This window comes from Streptomyces zhihengii, assembly GCF_016919245.1.
Taxonomy (GTDB): domain Bacteria; phylum Actinomycetota; class Actinomycetes; order Streptomycetales; family Streptomycetaceae; genus Streptomyces; species Streptomyces zhihengii.
Genome location: NZ_JAFEJA010000001.1, coordinates 2524942 through 2542665, shown reverse-complemented (window position 1 = coordinate 2542665; position 17724 = coordinate 2524942). Strand labels below are relative to the sequence as shown.

At 72.3% G+C, this 17724-nt stretch carries 16 protein-coding genes; 14 read left to right on the top strand and 2 right to left on the bottom strand.

The features are described from left to right. The first annotated feature begins 66 nt into the window (after positions 1 to 66). The 8 genes from rsmD (at position 67) to JE024_RS10320 (ending at position 6097) form a co-directional block, all read left to right on the top strand. Positions 67 to 651 (top strand): 16S rRNA (guanine(966)-N(2))-methyltransferase RsmD, encoded by a 585-nt coding sequence (rsmD, locus tag JE024_RS10355; RefSeq protein WP_205373307.1) that lies wholly within the window; start codon positions 67 to 69, stop codon positions 649 to 651. Positions 652 to 677: 26 nt separating this feature from the next. Beyond that, on the top strand, positions 678 to 1160 hold the full coding sequence (gene coaD, locus JE024_RS10350) for a pantetheine-phosphate adenylyltransferase (protein WP_205376482.1): 483 nt from the start codon (positions 678 to 680) through the stop codon (positions 1158 to 1160). Between the two features lie 120 nt (positions 1161 to 1280). Beyond that, the gene (locus JE024_RS10345) at positions 1281 to 2438 is read left to right on the top strand and encodes a DivIVA domain-containing protein (RefSeq protein WP_205373306.1); all 1158 of its coding nucleotides are present in this window, start codon (positions 1281 to 1283) and stop codon (positions 2436 to 2438) included. Between the two features lie 153 nt (positions 2439 to 2591). Continuing rightward, a complete protein-coding gene (locus tag JE024_RS10340; protein WP_205373305.1) occupies positions 2592 to 3233 on the top strand; it encodes a YceD family protein in 642 nt (213 codons plus the stop codon). A 2-nt stretch (positions 3234 to 3235) separates the two neighbouring features. After that, positions 3236 to 3409 (top strand): 50S ribosomal protein L32, encoded by a 174-nt coding sequence (rpmF, locus tag JE024_RS10335; RefSeq protein ID WP_003965982.1) that lies wholly within the window; start codon positions 3236 to 3238, stop codon positions 3407 to 3409. A 19-nt stretch (positions 3410 to 3428) separates the two neighbouring features. Then, complete coding sequence (rnc, locus tag JE024_RS10330) at positions 3429 to 4277, top strand: ribonuclease III (RefSeq protein WP_205373304.1); 849 nt, start codon at positions 3429 to 3431, stop codon at positions 4275 to 4277. Between the two features lie 129 nt (positions 4278 to 4406). Then, positions 4407 to 5267: a bifunctional DNA-formamidopyrimidine glycosylase/DNA-(apurinic or apyrimidinic site) lyase gene (gene mutM / locus JE024_RS10325; protein WP_205373303.1), complete on the top strand. Its 861-nt coding sequence runs from the start codon at positions 4407 to 4409 to the stop codon at positions 5265 to 5267. Between the two features lie 50 nt (positions 5268 to 5317). After that, positions 5318 to 6097: an SDR family NAD(P)-dependent oxidoreductase gene (locus tag JE024_RS10320; RefSeq protein WP_205373302.1), complete on the top strand. Its 780-nt coding sequence runs from the start codon at positions 5318 to 5320 to the stop codon at positions 6095 to 6097. 91 nt (positions 6098 to 6188) lie between these two features. Here the strand turns inward: JE024_RS10320 and JE024_RS10315 are convergent, their stop codons facing one another. Next, positions 6189 to 7091, bottom strand: coding sequence for a CAP domain-containing protein (locus JE024_RS10315; RefSeq protein ID WP_205373301.1), 903 nt, complete (start codon positions 7089 to 7091; stop codon positions 6189 to 6191). A 155-nt stretch (positions 7092 to 7246) separates the two neighbouring features. Between JE024_RS10315 and JE024_RS10310 the strand changes: the two genes are divergently transcribed. From JE024_RS10310 to ftsY, 5 genes are all read left to right on the top strand, one after another. Continuing rightward, complete coding sequence (locus JE024_RS10310; RefSeq protein WP_205373300.1) at positions 7247 to 7528, top strand: acylphosphatase; 282 nt, start codon at positions 7247 to 7249, stop codon at positions 7526 to 7528. 405 nt (positions 7529 to 7933) lie between these two features. Beyond that, positions 7934 to 8152 carry a hypothetical protein gene (locus JE024_RS10305; RefSeq protein WP_205373299.1) on the top strand — a complete coding sequence of 73 codons (219 nt, stop codon included), beginning with the start codon at positions 7934 to 7936 and terminating at the stop codon, positions 8150 to 8152. A gap of 182 nt (positions 8153 to 8334) precedes the next feature. Continuing rightward, positions 8335 to 11895 (top strand): chromosome segregation protein SMC, encoded by a 3561-nt coding sequence (gene smc, locus JE024_RS10300; RefSeq protein WP_205373298.1) that lies wholly within the window; start codon positions 8335 to 8337, stop codon positions 11893 to 11895. A 277-nt stretch (positions 11896 to 12172) separates the two neighbouring features. Then, the gene (locus tag JE024_RS10295; RefSeq protein WP_205373297.1) at positions 12173 to 13591 is read left to right on the top strand and encodes a sugar porter family MFS transporter; all 1419 of its coding nucleotides are present in this window, start codon (positions 12173 to 12175) and stop codon (positions 13589 to 13591) included. A gap of 142 nt (positions 13592 to 13733) precedes the next feature. Further along, positions 13734 to 14957: a signal recognition particle-docking protein FtsY gene (ftsY, locus tag JE024_RS10290; RefSeq protein ID WP_205373296.1), complete on the top strand. Its 1224-nt coding sequence runs from the start codon at positions 13734 to 13736 to the stop codon at positions 14955 to 14957. 154 nt (positions 14958 to 15111) lie between these two features. Here the strand turns inward: ftsY and JE024_RS10285 are convergent, their stop codons facing one another. Further along, positions 15112 to 15774: a bifunctional DNA primase/polymerase gene (locus JE024_RS10285; RefSeq protein WP_205373295.1), complete on the bottom strand. Its 663-nt coding sequence runs from the start codon at positions 15772 to 15774 to the stop codon at positions 15112 to 15114. A 424-nt stretch (positions 15775 to 16198) separates the two neighbouring features. On the opposite strand from JE024_RS10285, the gene nsdA reads away from it, so the two are divergent. Further along, a complete protein-coding gene (gene nsdA / locus JE024_RS10280; protein WP_205373294.1) occupies positions 16199 to 17680 on the top strand; it encodes a transcriptional repressor NsdA in 1482 nt (493 codons plus the stop codon). The last annotated feature ends 44 nt before the right edge of the window (positions 17681 to 17724 follow it).

Below are 17724 nucleotides of genomic sequence, written 5' to 3'. Positions count from 1 at the left end.
TCCGGCGGGCCGCTGGGGGACACTGGGGGCACCACTGAGCAGCACGAGCCCACAGGAAGGCCCTCCATGACCCGCGTGATCGCCGGTGCAGCCGGCGGACGCCGCCTGGCGGTGCCGCCGGGCAACGGCACCCGCCCCACCTCCGACCGCGCCCGGGAAGGCCTCTTCTCCAGCTGGGAGGCGCAGCTCGGCACGCTCACCGGGACGCGGATCGCCGACCTCTACGCCGGATCGGGCGCCGTCGGCCTGGAGGCGCTCTCCCGCGGCGCCGTCCACGCGCTGCTCGTCGAGGCCGACGCCCGGGCCGCCCGCACCGTGCGGGAGAACGTCCGCGCGCTCGGCCTGCCCGGGGCCGAGGTACGGGCCGGCCGGGCCGAACAGGTCGTCGCGGGACCGGCCCCCGAGCAGCCGTACGACATCGTCTTCCTGGACCCGCCGTACGCCGTCACGGACGACGATCTTCGGGAGATTCTGCTCACACTCCGCCGTGGGGGCTGGCTCGCCGACGATGCGATCGCCACCGTGGAGCGCAGCACCAGAGGCGGGGAATTCGACTGGCCGCCCGGTTTCGACGCGGTGCGGGCCCGTCGCTACGGCGAGGGCACGCTTTGGTACGGTCGCGCCGCCTCTACGTGCGAAGACGCACCATGACCGGACCGGAGAGCGAGGGACATCAGTTGCGCCGCGCAGTCTGTCCGGGGTCGTTCGACCCCATCACCAACGGACACCTCGACATCATCGCCCGCGCCTCCAAGCTGTACGACGTCGTACACGTCGCGGTGATGATCAATCAGTCCAAGCAGGGCCTGTTCACGGTGGACGAGCGCATGGCGCTCATCCGGGAGGTGACGAGCGACTACGGCAACGTCGTCGTGGAGTCCCACCACGGCCTGCTCGTGGACTTCTGCAAGGAGCGCGACATCCCCGCCATCGTCAAGGGGCTGCGGGCCGTCAGCGACTTCGACTACGAACTCCAGATGGCCCAGATGAACAACGGGCTGTCCGGCGTCGAGACGCTCTTCGTCCCGACGAACCCGACGTACAGCTTCCTCTCCTCCAGCCTGGTGAAGGAGGTCGCGGCCTGGGGCGGCGACGTCTCCCACCTGCTGCCCGAGCCGGTGCACCGGGCCCTGGTCGAGCGGCTCGGCTCGCGGGGCTGACCCGCCCGCGCACCTGACGGGGCGTCACCCGCTGTCGGAGCGCGGGCGACTGGCCGTACAGTCGTCCCGTCCGTCGCCGGACACCCAGGCCTGGATCAGCGGAGAGAGTGGCGAACCACCGTGGATGTGCAGAAGAAGCTCGACGAGATCGTCGAGACGGTCGCGAGCGCCCGGTCGATGCCCATGTCGGCCTCCTGCGTGGTCAACCGTGCCGAGCTGCTCGCCCTGCTGGAAGAGGTGCGCGAGGCGCTGCCCGGATCGCTCGCCCAGGCGCAGGAGCTCATCGGCGGCCGTGAGCAGATGGTGGAGCAGGCCCGGCAGGAGGCCGAGCGGATCATCTCCTCCGCCCACGCCGAGCGCGGCTCCCTCGTCTCGGACACCCAGGTCGCCCGCCAGTCCCGGGACGAGGCGGACCGCATCCTCGCCGACGCCCGCCGGGAGGCCGAGGAGATCCGCTCCGAGGCGGACGACTACGTCGACTCCAAGCTCGCGAACTTCGAGGTCGTCCTCACCAAGACCATCGGCTCCGTCGACCGGGGCCGCGAGAAGCTCCTCGGCCGGGGCCCCGGCCTCGACGAGCAGGGCTACGCCGACGAGGACGCCCCCGAGCACAGCAGCGACCCGCGGACGCTCATCGCGCGTGCCGACGACTACGTCGACGCCAAGCTCGGCGCCTTCGAGGCCGTCCTGTCCAAGACGCTGGACGCCGTGGGCCGCGGCCGGCAGAAGCTGCACGGCCGGATCGCCTCCGACGACCTGGGCGCCCACATGGCCGCGCAGGACGCCGCCGGAGGCCAGGTGCACACCAGCGACGCCGACTACCTGGCCGGCCTCGCCGAGATCGCCGAGGCGCCGCAGCCGGATCGGCAGGAGCCGTACGCGGCCCAGCCGGATCGGCAGGAGCCGTACACGCCGCAGCCCGAGCGGCAGGAGCCGTACGCGCCCTATCCGGCAGCCCCGGCCGCCGAGCCGGCGATCCCCGCCCAGCACGACCCCTACGCGGCGGGCTACGGACAGCAGCAGGACGTCTACGCCGGGTACGGGCAGCAGGACCCGTACGCGTCACAGGGCACCTACGGCGGACAGCAGGACTACGGACAGCAGGGTTACGGGCAGGGCTACGGCCAGGCCGACCCGTACGCGTACCCGCCGCCGCCCCGGCAGGACCCGGGCGCCCACCAGCAGTCGCAGCAGGGCGCGGCACTCGACGAGACCAGCCTCTTCGACACGAGCATGATCGACATGGAGCAGCTGCGCCGCTACGAACAGGGCCGCTGACCTCCGCGGGCCGCCCACCGGTCCGGATTGGGTCTACGGCGGCCGTTGGCGTATCCTGGCTCTTCGGTCGCGCGTAGTTCCGCGATCCCGGCTGCCCGCTCGCCACGCGAGGCGGGCCGGCCCCCTCCCCACGATCCGAAAGCAGGAAGAGCCGTGAGCACGCGCCTCGACCACCGCAACCCTCTCGTGTTCGACACGCACGAGCTGGGACGGCGGCCCGGTGCGCTCCAGCGCCTCTCCCGCACGGTGGACGCACCCGGCCCCCCGGCTGTCCTCGGGATCGACGGGGTCATCGGAGTGCCCGAGGGCAAGCCGGTGGAGCTGGACCTCCGTCTCGAGTCCGTCATGGAAGGGGTCCTCGTCACGGGGACCGCCCGTGCGAGTGCCGAGGGGGAGTGCGTAAGGTGTCTGGAGCCGCTGCGCCTCGATGTCGCCGCGGACTTCCAGGAGATGTTCTCCTACCCCGAAGCCGACGAGCGGGGCCGCGCAGCGGAGCCCGCCGACGGTGACGAGGACGAGGACGTTCTCTATCTCGAGGACGGCATGTTCGACCTCGAGCCCGTGCTGCGTGACGCGGTGGTGCTCGCACTGCCGATGCAGCCGGTGTGCCGGGAGGACTGTGCGGGTCTGTGTTCCGAATGCGGAATCAACCTGAACGACAACCCGGACCACCACCATGACGCCGTCGACATCCGTTGGGCGGCACTGCAAGGACTCGCCGAGACCGTTCAGGACGGCGAGAAGGACAACATGGGCGGCGCCGAAGCGGGCGTCGACGAGAAGCAGGAGAAGTAGCCGTGGCTGTTCCGAAGCGGAAGATGTCGCGCAGCAACACGCGCCACCGCCGGTCGCAGTGGAAGGCTGCGGTCCCCACCCTGGTTTCGTGTGAGCGTTGCCAGGAGCCGAAGCTGCAGCACATCGCGTGCCCGAGCTGCGGCACCTACAACAAGCGCCAGGTCCTCGAGGTCTGAGCGGCTGGTGAGAGGCCCGATGTCTGAACTGTCCCATGCCAAGAAGACGGCAGACGCAGTGAAGGAAGTCAACGCAGCCTCGTCCCACACGCTTCTGGAAGGGCGGCTCGGCTACCAGCTCGAGTCCGCCCTTCTGGTGCGTGCGCTGACCCACCGCTCGTACGCGTACGAGAACGGCGGTCTGCCCACCAACGAGCGTCTGGAGTTCCTCGGGGACTCCGTGCTCGGCCTGGTGGTCACCGACACGCTGTACCGCACCCACCCCGACCTGCCCGAGGGCCAGCTGGCCAAGCTGCGGGCCGCGGTGGTCAACTCGCGTGCGCTGGCGGAGGTCGGCCGCGGCCTCGAACTCGGCTCGTTCATCCGGCTCGGCCGGGGTGAAGAGGGCACGGGCGGCCGGGACAAGGCGTCCATCCTCGCCGACACCCTGGAAGCGGTGATCGGCGCGGTCTATCTCGACCAGGGCCTCGAAGCGGCGTCCGAGCTGGTCCACCGGCTCTTCGACCCGCTGATCGAGAAGTCCTCCAACCTCGGTGCGGGCCTGGACTGGAAGACCAGTCTCCAGGAGCTCACCGCCTCCGAGGGGCTGGGTGTGCCGGAGTATCTCGTCACCGAGACCGGACCCGACCACGAGAAGACCTTCACCGCTGCTGCCCGCGTCGGTGGTGTCTCGTACGGCACCGGCACCGGCCGCAGCAAGAAGGAAGCGGAACAGCAGGCTGCCGAGTCCGCGTGGCGGGAGATCCGTGCCGCCGCGGACGAGCGCGCCAAGGCGGTCGCCGACGGCACCGCCACGGACGAGGCACCGGGCGAAGAGGCCGCCGACACCTCTGCCGCCTCCGTGCCGACGGACCGGGCGTCAGCCTGACGCCCCCTTCCGCACGCGTCGTCCGGTGAGGCCCCCCGCTCCGGCGGGGGGCCTCACCGCTGCCCGCCGGAGCCCCGGCCCGCGGCGGTAGGCTCGGAGCAACACCGAACGTCACGACCGAGGAGACCTGTGCCCGAGCTGCCCGAGGTCGAAGTCGTCCGCCGCGGTCTGGCCGCCTGGGTCGCCGGACGCACGATCGCCGAGGTCGAGGTGCTGCATCCGCGCGCCGTCCGCCGCCACCTCGCGGGCGGCGAGGACTTCGCCGCCCGGCTGCGGTCCCACCGGATCGCGGACGCCCGCCGACGCGGCAAGTACCTCTGGCTCCCGCTGGGTGACACCGGCAGTTCCGTCCTCGCCCACCTCGGCATGAGCGGGCAGCTCCTGGTGCAGCCGCCGGACGCCCCCGACGAGAAGCACCTGCGGATCCGCCTCCGCTTCGACGACGCCCTCGGCACCGAACTGCGCTTCGTCGACCAGCGCACCTTCGGCGGCCTGTCGGTGCACGACAACACCCCCGACGGCCTGCCCGACGTCATCGCGCACATCGCCCGCGACCCGCTCGACCCGCTCTTCGACGACGAGGCCTTCCACCGCGCGCTGCGCGCCCGCCGGACGACCGTCAAGCGCGCCCTCCTCGACCAGTCCCTCATCAGCGGCGTCGGCAACATCTACGCGGACGAGGCGCTGTGGCGCTCCCGGCTCCACTACGACCGCCCGACCGCCGGCCTCACCCGGCCCCGCTCCGCCGAACTGCTCGGCCATGTGCGCGAGGTGATGACCGCCGCGCTGGCCGTGGGCGGCACCACCTTCGACAGCCTGTACGTCAACGTCAACGGCGAGTCCGGCTACTTCGACCGTTCGCTGGACGCCTACGGACGCGAGGGCGAGCCCTGCCGGCGCTGCGCCACGGTGATGCGGCGCCGCTCCTGGATGAACCGCTCCAGCTACTTCTGCCCGCGCTGCCAGCGCGCCCCGCGTCCCGCCGCCTGACCGGGCGCCCACCTCCGACCGCGCGCCGGCCGCCGTCTAGGGTGCGGGGCATGACCTCGCAGAACTACCTCTCCGAACTCTTCGGCCTCCACGGCCGGGTCGCCCTGGTCACGGGCGGCAGTTCAGGCATCGGCCGGGCCATCGCCGGCGCCCTCGCCCGCGCCGGCGCGAGCGTGGTGATCGTGGCGCGCAGGGAGGCCGAACTCGTCGCCACCGTGGACGAACTGACGGCCGAGGGCTGCCGGGCCGCCTGGGTGAGCGCCGACCTCAGCACCCGGGACGGGGTGCGCGCGGCGGCCGAGGAGGCGGCCGCGGTCTTCGGCGAGCCCGACATCCTCGTCAACAACGCGGGCATCAACCTGCGTCCGCCCATGGGCGAGGTGGACGACGAGGTGTGGGACACCACGATGGCCGTGAACCTGGAGGCGCCCCATCTGCTGAGCCGGCGTTTCGGACCGGGCATGGCCGAACGCGGCTTCGGACGCATCATCCACATCACCTCCCAGCAGGCGCACCGGGCGTTCGTCGACAGCGGCGTCTACGGCGTCTCCAAGGGCGGCCTCGAATCCCTGGCCCGCTCCCAGGCGGAGGCCTGGTCCCCGCACGGCGTCACCTGCAACACCCTGGTCCCCGGCTTCGTCCTCACCCCGCTCAACGCCCGGCTCCAGTCGGACACCGCGAAGATCGAGGCGCTGGCGGCCCGCACGATGATCGGCCGCAACGGCGTCCCCGAGGACTTCGCCGGCGCGGTCGTCTTCCTCGCCGGCCGCGGCTCCGCCTACGTCACCGGCCAGTCGATCTTCGTCGACGGGGGTTTCTCGGTGCACTGACCGCGCACCGCGCTCCGTGCGGACGCAGACGCACCGCGGGCCCGGGACGACGTCCCGGGCCCGCGGTGCGCGCGAAGGTGTGCGGCCGTGCTCAGTAGCCGAAGTTCTGGGTCCACCACGGGCCGCCGTCGCCCATGTGGACACCGACCCCCATCGTCGTGAAGTCGCAGTTGAGGATGTTCGCGCGGTGGCCCTCGCTCTGCATCCAGGCGTTCATCACGGCTCCGGCGTCCGCCTGGCCGCGGGCGATGTTCTCGGCGCCCAGGCCGGAGACGCCCGCCTTCTCGGCACGGTCCCACGGGGTGGCGCCGTCCGGGTCGGTGTGGTCGAAGAAGCCTCGGGCCGCCATGTCCTCGGAGTGGGCGCGGGCCAGGTTCGACAGCGAGGTGCTCGCCGTGACCGGCGCGCAGCCGACCTGCGCGCGCTCCTCGTTGACCAGCCGGAGCACGGCGGTCTCGGCGGCCGTGGCGCCCGAGGGGGCCTCGGTGGTCGGGGCGGGGCGCTCGACCGAGGGCTTGGGCGCGGGCGCCTTCTCGCGCGAGGGCGCCGGAGTGGTGCGCTTCGCCTCGGGAGACGGCTTCGCGGGCCGCTCGGTCTTCTCGGCGGGCTTCTTCGACGGCGTCGCCGAGGGCTTCTCCGAGGGGGACTTCGACGGGCTCCGCGAGGGCTCGGCCGTGCGGCTCGGCGAGGCGGTGGCCTCGTCGGAGGGGGAGGCGCTCGCCCCGCCCTGGGTCTGGAGCCGGGAGGGCCCCTCGCCGCGTATCTCCGCGGGGGAGTCGCTGCCGGAGGAGCCGATGGTGTAGGTGTCACCGCCCGGTATCAGTCCGGTGGTGACGGCCACGGCGCCGACGGCCAGGGCGGCGGAGACGCCGAGCAGCCCGGTCTTCACGGGCAGGCCCGCCCGCTTCCGGCGTGCGCCACGGTGCCGGCGTGCCGACCCGTCCGTGTGCTCCGCGGGGACGGGGGCGCCCGCTGAGCGTCGATGGCGACCCATCTGCTGTGCCTTCCTGGTTCGCGGCGCCGTCGTCGGTGCCGCCCTACATCGTCATGAGCTCACCCGTACGAGTGAGCTCAGTGCGTCCGGACTGTACGCCATGGGGCCCCGGGGGCGATGTGATCCGTCCGCAATTGGCCGGTTACCGTGCACTCATGAACGACGATGCGCGCCTCACCGCGTGGGTACGCGGCCGGGTACAGGGAGTGGGCTTCCGCTGGTTCACCAGGGAGAACGCCATGGCCATCGGAGCCCTGCGCGGCTTCGCGCTGAACCTCGACGACGGCCGCGTGCAGGTCGTCGCGGAGGGTCCACGTGAGAATTGCCACCGTCTGCTGGACTGGCTGCGCTCCGCCGACACACCCGGACGCGTCGACGGCGTCACTGAGATCTGGGACACGCCCCGGGGCGGCTATCCGGACTTCGCGATCCGCTGAGCGGGACCCCGTCCGATCGCTCTCCGGGGGTCCCCGAAGGACGCTCGGTGACCTCCTGGGGCGTTCGCCGGAAGAGGAAAGCGCCTGGTGGTTGCCAAGAAGGGCTTGTCGTGCCAGGCTGCGGCGGGAAAGATGATCGCCACGCCCCCAGGGCCCCGAAGGTCAGGCCACGCCGCGTTCCCAGCGGCCGTACGCCCCCGGGCCGCCCGCCGATACGGGGCGTGATCGTGTTGACCGTCAAACTTTTTGGTGAGACGCTGGAATCCCCGCGCACCACAGCTGTCCGGCAGTGCGATCGCAGGCTCGGAGCAGGACAATCAGCACAGCCGGAACCGCGGGTGCGAATCCCTCACGACCCACACCGCACCGCATCGGTCGGTCACTCATTGTGGAGGACCATCCATCATGGCAAAGGCGCTTCTCGGTTACGTCGGCGGTTCCGACCCGCGACTCCTCGCCGAGATGCGACGGCTTCAGCAGCGCGTCCAGGACCTGGAATCCGAGCTCGTACGGATCCAGTCCGAGAAGGACGCGCTCAGTGCCGCCGTCGCTCAGCACCCGGCAGAGTCGCTGCTCGAAGGCATCGACATCGACGTGCCTCAGGCGGAGCCCGCTCTCACCTGAGCCAGGGCGCTGCCGGAGCTTCACCGCGCACCAGGATATGCAAGGGACGCCATAGGCGTCCCTTCTTTCTTTGCCGCCCCCGCCTGCCCGCCAGTGCCACCCCCCGTGCGTGCGTCCTTACCGCATGATGTGCCCTGCGCGTTCAGCGGTGAAACCGTGAGTGAAAGGTAGAGTCCGGCGGCGTGCACCTCAAGGCCATGACCCTGCGCGGGTTCAAATCCTTCGCGTCCGCCACGACGCTGCGCTTCGAACCGGGCATCACCTGTGTCGTCGGTCCGAACGGATCCGGCAAGTCCAACGTGGTCGACGCGCTCTCCTGGGTCATGGGCGAGCAGGGCGCGAAGTCCCTGCGCGGCGGCAAGATGGAGGACGTCATCTTCGCCGGGACGACCGGGCGGCCCCCGCTCGGCCGGGCCGAGGTCTCGCTGACCATCGACAACTCCGACGGCGCGCTGCCCATCGAGTACGCCGAGGTCACCATCACGCGGATCATGTTCCGCAACGGCGGCAGCGAGTACCAGATCAACGGGGACACCTGCCGGCTGCTCGACATCCAGGACCTGCTCTCCGACTCCGGCATCGGCCGCGAGATGCACGTGATCGTCGGGCAGGGCCAGCTCGACTCCGTCCTGCACGCGGACCCGATGGGCCGGCGCGCCTTCATCGAGGAGGCCGCCGGAGTCCTCAAGCACCGCAAGCGCAAGGAGAAGGCGCTGCGGAAGCTGGACGCGATGCAGGCCAACCTGGCGCGCGTCCAGGACCTGACCGACGAACTCCGGCGCCAGCTCAAGCCGCTGGGACGCCAGGCGGCCGTCGCCCGGCGGGCCGCCGTCATCCAGGCCGACCTGCGCGACGCCCGGCTGCGCCTCCTCGCCGACGACCTCGTGCGGATGCGCGAGGCGCTGCGTTCGGAGATCGCCGACGAGGCCGAGCTGAAGCGGCGCAAGGAGAGCGCGGAGGCCGAACTGAAGGCGGCCCTGGCGCGGGAGGCGGCGCTGGAGGACGAGGTGCGCCGGCTGGCACCGCGTCTGACGCGCGCGCAGCAGAACTACTACGACCTCTCCCAGCTCGCCGAACGGGTCCGCGGCACCGTCTCCCTCGCCGACGCCCGCGTCAGGAGCGCCACCGACCGGCCCGCCGAGGAGCGCCGGGGACGCGACCCGGAGGACATGGAGCGGGAGGCCGCCCGCGTCCGGGAGCAGGAGGCCGAGCTGACCGCGGCCCTGGAGGCGGCGGAGCACGCCCTGGAGGACACGGTGGCGCACCGTGCCGAGCTGGAGCGGCAGCTCACCGTGGAGGAGCGCAGGCTCAGGGACGTCGCACGGTCCATCGCCGACCGGCGCGAGGGGCTGGCCCGGCTGAACGGGCAGGTCAACGCGGCCCGTTCGCGCGCGGCCTCGGCGCAGGCGGAGATCGACCGGCTGGCCGCCGCCCGGGACGAGGCCCAGGAGCGGGCGGCCTCGGCGCAGGAGGAGTACGAGGAGCTCAAGGCCGAGGTCGACGGGCTGGACGCGGACGACTCGGCCCTCGCCGGCGAACACGAGGCGGCCAAGCGGGACCTGGCCGCGGCGGAGGCGGCCCTCACCGGCGCACGCGAGGAGCTGACCTCGGCCGAGCGCCGCCGTGCCGCGGTCGCCGCCCGGCGCGAGGCCCTCGCGCTCGGTCTGCGCCGCAAGGACGGCACAGGCGTGCTGCTCGGGGCCGGCGACCGGCTGGGCGGGCTGCTCGGTCCGGCTGCGGAACTGCTCACCGTGACACCGGGGTACGAGATCCCGGTCGCCGCGGCCCTCGGCTCCGCGGCCGACGCGGTCGCGGTCACCGGCACGGGCACGGCGGCGGAGGCGATCCGGCTGCTGCGCAAGCAGGACGGCGGCAGGGCGGCGATGCTGCTCGCGGGCGCCGGATCCGGCGAGGACCCGCCGCCGGGGGAGGAGCCGGGAGGGCACCCGTACGCTGCGGGGCTGGTCGCCGGGCCCGGGGAGCTGATGCCCGCCGTGCGCCGACTGCTGCGCGGCATGGTCGTCGTCGGCACCCTGGAGGACGCCGAGGACCTGGTCCACGCCCGGCCGGAGCTGACCGCCGTCACCGCCGAGGGCGATGTCGTCGGGGCCCACTTCGCCCAGGGCGGTTCGGCCGGTGCGCCGAGCCTGCTGGAGGTGCAGGCCTCCGTCGACGAGGCGGCGGCCGAGCTCGAACGGCTCGACGCGCTGTGCGCGGAACTGACCGGGGCCCAGCGGGAGGCCGCCGGCCGGCGGGACACCGCCGCGGCGCTCGTGGACGAGCTGGGGGAGCGCAGGCGGGCCGGTGAACGCGAGAAGTCGAGCGTCTCGGGGCAGCTCGGCAGGCTCGCGGGCCAGGCCAGGGGCGCCGCGGGCGAGGCGGAACGGGCCGGGGCCGCCGCCGCGCGCGCCCTGGAGGCGCTGGAGCGGGCGCGGGAGGAGGCCGAGGAGCTGGCCGAGCGTCTGCTGGTGGCCGAGGAGACGCCCGTGGAGGAGGAGCCGGACACCCATGTGCGCGACCGCCTCGCCGCCGACGGGGCCAACGCGCGGCAGACCGAGATGGAGGCGCGCCTCCAGGTCCGCACCCACGAGGAGCGGGTGAAGGGTCTCGCGGGCCGGGCGGACGCCCTCGACCGCGGAGCGCGCGCCGAGCGCGAGGCCCGGGCCCGTGCCGAGCAGCTGCGGGCCCGGATGCGCCACGAGGCCCAGGTCGCGGGCGCGGTGGCGAGCGGCGCCCGTCAGCTTCTGGCGCACGTCGAGGTGTCGCTGGTCCGGGCGGAGGCCGAGCGGGCCGCCGCCGAGGCCGCGAAGGCGGAACGCGAGACGGAGCTGACGGCCGCCCGCGGCGCCGGCCGCGACCTCAAGGCCGAGCTCGACAAGCTGACCGACTCGGTGCACCGGGGCGAGGTGCTCGGTGCGGAGAAGCGGCTGCGGATCGAGCAGCTGGAGACGAAGGCGCTGGAGGAGCTGGGCGTGGAGCCCGCGGGCCTGGTCGCCGAGTACGGTCCCGGGCAGCCCGTGCCGCCCTCGCCGCCCGCGGAGGGCGAGGAGCTGCCGGAGGACCCGGAGCATCCGCGCAACCTGCCGCGGCCGTTCGTGCGTGCCGAGCAGGAGAAGCGGCTGAGGTCGGCCGAACGGGCGTATCAGCAGCTCGGAAAGGTGAATCCGCTGGCCCTGGAGGAGTTCTCCGCGCTGGAGGAGCGCCACCAGTTCCTGTCGGAACAGCTGGAGGACCTGAAGAAGACCCGCGCCGACCTGCTCCAGGTCGTCAAGGAGGTCGACGAGCGGGTGGAGCAGGTGTTCACGGAGGCGTACCGGGACACCGCCCGCGAGTTCGAGGGCGTGTTCTCCCGGCTGTTCCCGGGCGGCGAGGGGCGGCTCGTCCTCACCGACCCGGACAACATGCTGACCACGGGCGTGGACGTGGAGGCCCGTCCGCCGGGCAAGAAGGTCAAGCGGCTGTCGCTGCTGTCGGGCGGGGAGCGCTCGCTGACGGCCGTGGCGATGCTGGTCTCGATCTTCAAGGCCAGGCCCAGCCCGTTCTATGTGATGGACGAGGTCGAGGCGGCGCTCGACGACACCAACCTCCAGCGGCTGATCCGCATCATGCAGGAGCTCCAGGAGAGCTCCCAGCTCATCGTGATCACCCATCAGAAGCGCACGATGGAGGTCGCCGACGCGCTGTACGGCGTCTCGATGCAGGGCGACGGCGTCTCCAAGGTCATCAGCCAGCGCCTGCGCTGAAGGGCCGCCGCGGGGGTTCGTCCCGATGCCCGCGGGAGTGCATCGGGTGAGCGGGGGCAGACGCTCTCTGAGAAAGCCCCATCTTCAACACTTGAAACCAATGGCGTCAGGTTCTTGGTGAAACGGATACCTGACCCCCTCTTGACTTCGAAACTTGAAGGCATATTCTCTGCAACGTTGCTTTTACCTTCAAGTGGTGGGCGGCCTGAAGTTGTGCGCCACTTGAAGGGCTCGCCCCCCACGCCCGGCGAAGCTGCCGGTGGCCCCAGGAGTACACGTGACCAGCACTGAGCAGCCCCCGGGATCGGGTGCCCGCCAGGCCCATCCCGAGAACCTCGGGCATGTCGTCTTCATCACGGCGGCTGCCGCGATGGGCGGATTCCTCTTCGGCTACGACAGCTCCGTCATCAACGGCGCCGTCGAGGCCATCCGCGACCGGTACGACATCGGATCCGGCACCCTCGCCCAGGTCATCGCCATCGCCCTGATCGGCTGCGCCATCGGCGCCGCCACCGCGGGCCGGATCGCCGACCGCATCGGCCGCATCCGCTGCATGCAGATCGCCGCCGTCCTCTTCACCGTCAGCGCCGTCGGCTCCGCACTGCCGTTCGCCCTGTGGGACCTGGCGATGTGGCGCATCATCGGCGGCTTCGCGATCGGCATGGCCTCGGTCATCGGCCCCGCCTACATCGCCGAGGTCTCCCCGCCGGCCTACCGCGGCCGGCTCGCCTCCTTCCAGCAGGCCGCGATCGTCATCGGCATCGCCGTCTCCCAGCTCGTCAACTACGGCATCCTCCAGATCGCCGACGGCGAGCAGCGCGGTGAGATCGGCGGCCTGGAGGCCTGGCAGTGGATGCTCGGCGTGATGGTCGTCCCGGCCGTCCTCTACGGACTGCTCTCCTTCGCGATCCCCGAGTCGCCGCGCTTCCTCATCTCCGTCGGCAAGCGCGCCAAGGCCAAGGAGGTCCTGGAGGAGGTCGAGGGCAAGAACGTCGACCTGGACGCCCGTGTCGCCGAGATCGAGCACGCGATGCACCGGGAGACCAAGTCCACGTTCAAGGACCTGCTGGGCGGCAAGTTCTACTTCCTGCCCATCGTGTGGATCGGCATCGGCCTCTCGGTCTTCCAGCAGCTCGTCGGCATCAACGTCGCCTTCTACTACTCGGCGACGCTCTGGCAGTCCGTGGGCATCGACCCGACCGACTCCTTCTTCTTCTCCTTCACCACGTCGATCATCAACATCATCGGCACGGTGATCGCGATGGTCCTGGTCGACCGCATCGGCCGCCGGCCGCTCGCCCTGATCGGCTCCGTCGGCATGGCGATCGCGCTCGCCTTCGAGGCGTGGGCCTTCTCCGCCGACCTGGTGGACGGCAAGCTCCCGGAGACCCAGGGCGTGGTCGCCCTGGTCGCCGCCCATGTGTTCGTCCTCTTCTTCGCGCTCTCGTGGGGCGTCGTCGTCTGGGTCTTCCTGGGCGAGATGTTCCCCAACCGGATCCGCGCCGCCGCGCTCGGTGTCGCCGCGTCCGCCCAGTGGATCGCGAACTGGGCCATCACGGCCAGCTTCCCGAGCCTCTCCGACTGGAACCTGTCCGGCACCTACATCATCTACACGGTCTTCGCCGTGCTCTCCATCCCCTTCGTGCTCAAGTTCGTGAAGGAGACCAAGGGCAAGGCGTTGGAGGAGATGGGCTGATCCCCGCTGCCCCGATCCTCTGGCTGCCCCGGCTCAGCGCGTGAGCCGGGGCAGCCCGCGTCATACCCCGTAGAGGGTGCCCGGCGGGCCGCCGCCGGGGAAGCGAAGCCCCTCCAGGGGCGTCACGCATACTGGACGGACCATGGAAATCGTCATCCTTGCTGTAGTCATCGCCCTGGTCGCGATCGGCGCCATCAGCGGACTCGTGGTCAGCAGCCGCAGGAAGAAGCAGCTGCCGCCCTCGGCGCCGCCGAGCACGCCGACCATCACCGCTCCGCCCGCCGAACCGCATGTCGGCGACGAGGCGGAGACACCGCGGGACGAATCCCGCCGCACCGTCGAGGAGGTCGGCCTCCCGACCGCCGAGGAGGCCGTCGAGACCCCGGCCGCCGTCGAGGACCCGGTCGTCGCCGAGCCCGTCGCGCCCGAGATCGAGATCCCGGAGCCGACCGCCGGCCGGCTGGTCCGGCTGCGCGCCCGCCTCGCCCGCTCCCAGAACTCCCTCGGCAAGGGGCTGCTCACGCTGCTGTCGCGCGAGCACCTCGACGAGGACACCTGGGAGGAGATCGAGGAGACCCTGCTCACCGCCGACGTCGGCGTCGCCCCCACCCAGGAACTCGTCGAGCGCCTGCGGGAGCGCGTCAGGGTCCTCGGCACCCGCACCCCCGACGAGCTGCGCACGCTCCTCCGCGAGGAACTGCTGACCCTGGTCGGCACGGACCTCGACCGCGCGGTGCGGACCGAGAGCGGCACCGACACCCCGGGCGTCGTGATGGTCGTCGGCGTCAACGGCACCGGCAAGACCACCACCACGGGCAAGCTCGCCCGGGTGCTCGTCGCCGACGGCCGGTCCGTGGTGCTCGGCGCCGCCGACACCTTCCGCGCCGCCGCGGCCGACCAGCTCCAGACCTGGGGCGAGCGCGTCGGCGCGCGGACCATCCGCGGCCCCGAGGGCGGCGACCCCGCCTCGATCGCCTACGACGCGGTCAAGGAGGGCATCGCCGAGGGCGCCGACGTCGTGCTCATCGACACCGCCGGCCGGCTGCACACCAAGACCGGCCTCATGGACGAGCTCGGCAAGGTCAAGCGCGTCGTGGAGAAGCACGGTCCGCTCGACGAGGTGCTGCTGGTGCTCGACGCCACCACCGGGCAGAACGGACTGGTCCAGGCCCGGGTCTTCGCCGAGGTCGTGGCCATCACCGGCATCGTGCTCACCAAGCTCGACGGCACCGCCAAGGGCGGCATCGTCGTCGCCGTCCAGCGGGAGCTGGGCGTGCCGGTGAAGCTCATCGGGCTGGGCGAGGGCGCGGACGACCTGGCGCCGTTCGTGCCCGAGGCGTTCGTCGACGCCCTCATCGGCGACTGACGGCACCGTCCGCACGAAAGGCCCCGTGGCCGGCGCGAGCCGGCGACGGGGCCTTCGCCGTGGTCCCGGGGCCTTCGTCGTGGTGCCGGGACTTTCGCCGTGGTGCGGGATCTTCCTCGTGGCGCGGGGCCGGGGGAGCGGCCGGCGCGGGTGGTCAGCCGGCCGAGCGGTGGCAGATGTACGCGAGGGTGCCCAGCAGCAGCCGGGCCTCCGGCGGCGCCGTCGCGGTGTCCAGCGAGGGGGCGCGCAGCCACCGCACCGGGCCCAGGCCGCCCCGGTCCGACGGCGGGGCCGTGATGTGGTCGCCCTGGCCGAGGCAGCGCAGATCCAGGTCGGCGTCGTCCCAGCCCATCCGGTAGAGCAGCCGGGGCAGGCCGGCCGCCGCGCCCGGCGCCACGAAGAAGTGGGCGCGGCCGTCCGGTGTCTCCGCGACCGGACCGAGGCGCAGGCCCATGCGCTCCATCCGCACCAGCGCCCGCCGGCCCGCGGGCGCCGCGACGTCGATGACGTCGAAGGCCCGGCCCACGGGGAGCATCAGCGAGGCGCCGGGCACCGCGGACCACGCCCGGCCGGCCTCGTCGAGCGTCGACCCCGCGGGCACCTCGCCGGCGAAGTCCAGTGGGTGGGCGCCGGGCGCCGCGCACCCCGCGTCGCCGCAGGAGCACCGGCCGGCGGACGCTCTCGCGCCCGGGACCACCGGCCAGCCCCACAGTCCGGTGTACTCGGCCACCACGGTGGCCTCCGCCGTGCGCCCGCGGCGTCTGGAGCCGGGCCTGATGTGGCCGATTCCCCGGGTGCCGCCGATCGTGAAGCCCATGCCCCCTCCAACGGGTCGAGTGCGCCGGTGGTTACGACCCGGAGCGTTCTGGTGACGCTCCGTCGCAGGGCGTGCGGGGTCTCCTGCGGCGCGCGGATGTCCGGGAGGGCGTGCGGCCCACGACACGCGCCCCCGCGCGCTACGGTCCGCCATCCCCGGATCGTGCCGTGTCAAGTGAATCGCGCCTGCCCGTACATGAGTTCACCCGGAGGGGTGGCGAATGGTGGCGTTTCTGCAATCCCACTCGCCGGGCACGTGATCGTAGGATTACGTTCGGTGCACGAACCTGCAATTGCACCGCGCCGGCGGGTATGCCCGGGGCAACCCGAAAGGCTTGCTGTGTGCAGGAGGGCTGCCGGGGGCCGTGACGCACGGCATTCTGGTAGCGGTTCGGGCGAAGGGTCCGACGGATGGGGGCAGTCGAGTGAGCGGCAGCGGCGCAGACGGTACGAACACCGGCAAGCGCCCCAACGAACAGCTGAGCTCGTGGTTCGTGCGCAGCGGCTGGTCGAAGGGCGAGCTCGCGCGCCAAGTGAACCGGCGGGCGCGCCAGATGGGCGCCCACCACATCAGCACGGACACCTCCCGGGTCCGCCGCTGGCTCGACGGCGAGCAGCCCCGCGAGCCGATCCCGCGGATCCTGTCCGAGCTGTTCTCCGAACGGTTCGGCAGCGTCGTCGCCGTCGAGGACCTGGGGCTGCGCACCGCGCACCAGGCGCCCTCCGTGTCCGGGGTGGACCTGCCGTGGGCCGGGCCGCAGACCGTCGCCCTGCTCAGCGAGTTCTCGCGCAGCGACCTGATGCTCGCCCGCCGGGGCTTCCTCGGCACCTCCCTCGCCCTCGCGGCCGGCCCCGCGCTGGTCGAGCCGATGCAGCGCTGGCTGGTCCCGTCCCCGGGCGGCGAGCAGGGGCCCCCGGGGGCCGCGGTCCCCGCCCCGTCCCGCCGTCCCGCCCGGCTCTCCGGCCCCGAGCTCGACCTGCTGGAGTCCACCACCGCGATGTTCCGCCAGTGGGACGCGCAGTGCGGCGGCGGACTGCGCCGCAAGGCCGTCGTCGGCCAGCTCCACGAGGTCACCGACCTGCTCCAGGAGCAGCAGCCGGCCGCCACCGAGCGCCGCCTCTTCCGCTGCGCCGCCGAACTGGCCGAGCTCGCGGGCTGGATGAGCTACGACGTGGGCCTCCAGCCCACCGCGCAGAAGTACTTCGTGCTCGCCCTGCACGCCTCGAAGGAGGCGGGCGACAAGCCGCTCGGCTCGTACATCCTGTCGTCGATGAGCCGTCAGATGATCCATCTGGGGCGGCCGGACGACGCCCTGGAGCTCATCCACCTCGCCCAGTACGGCAGCCGTGACTGCGCCACCTCCCGCACCCAGGCGATGCTGTATGCGATGGAGGCCCGCGCCTACGCGAACATGGGCCAGCCCAGCAAGTGCAGACGCGCGGTCCGTATGGCCGAGGACACCTTCGCCGACGCGGGCTTCGACGGCGAGCCGGAGCCGGACTGGATCCGCTTCTTCTCCGAGGCCGAGCTCAATGGCGAGAACGCCCACTCCTACCGCGACCTGGCCTACGTCGCCGGCCGCAGCCCCACCTACGCCTCCCTCTCGGAGCCCGTGATGGAGCGCGCGGTGGACCTTTTCAGCCAGGACCACGAGCACCAGCGGTCGTACGCACTCAACCTCATCGGGATGGCCACCGTGCACCTGCTGAAGCGGGAGCCGGAGGCGGCCACCTCCTTCGCCGGCCAGGCACTCGACATCGCCCGCAAGGTCCGCTCCGAGCGGGTCAACACCCGGCTGCGCAAGACGGTCGACACCGCGGCCCGGGACTTCGGCGACGTGGCCGAGGTCCTCCAGTTCACCGACCGGCTCACCGCCCAGCTCCCCGAGACCGCGGAGGCGGTCTGAGCGACGGACGGCCCGTCCGCGCGGAGCGCGCGGACGGGCGGCAC

Bases quoted from the DNA above. Each gene is read 5' to 3' on its own strand.
- rsmD (WP_205373307.1), top strand. From the start codon at position 67: ATGACCCGCGTGATCGCCGGTGCAGCCGGCGGACGCCGCCTGGCGGTG.
- rnc (WP_205373304.1), top strand. From the start codon at position 3,429: ATGTCTGAACTGTCCCATGCCAAGAAGACGGCAGACGCAGTGAAGGAA.
- JE024_RS10320 (WP_205373302.1), top strand. From the start codon at position 5,318: ATGACCTCGCAGAACTACCTCTCCGAACTCTTCGGCCTCCACGGCCGG.
- JE024_RS10315 (WP_205373301.1), bottom strand. From the start codon at position 7,091: ATGGGTCGCCATCGACGCTCAGCGGGCGCCCCCGTCCCCGCGGAGCAC.
- JE024_RS10310 (WP_205373300.1), top strand. From the start codon at position 7,247: ATGAACGACGATGCGCGCCTCACCGCGTGGGTACGCGGCCGGGTACAG.
- JE024_RS10305 (WP_205373299.1), top strand. From the start codon at position 7,934: ATGGCAAAGGCGCTTCTCGGTTACGTCGGCGGTTCCGACCCGCGACTC.
- ftsY (WP_205373296.1), top strand. From the start codon at position 13,734: ATGGAAATCGTCATCCTTGCTGTAGTCATCGCCCTGGTCGCGATCGGC.
- JE024_RS10285 (WP_205373295.1), bottom strand. From the start codon at position 15,774: ATGGGCTTCACGATCGGCGGCACCCGGGGAATCGGCCACATCAGGCCC.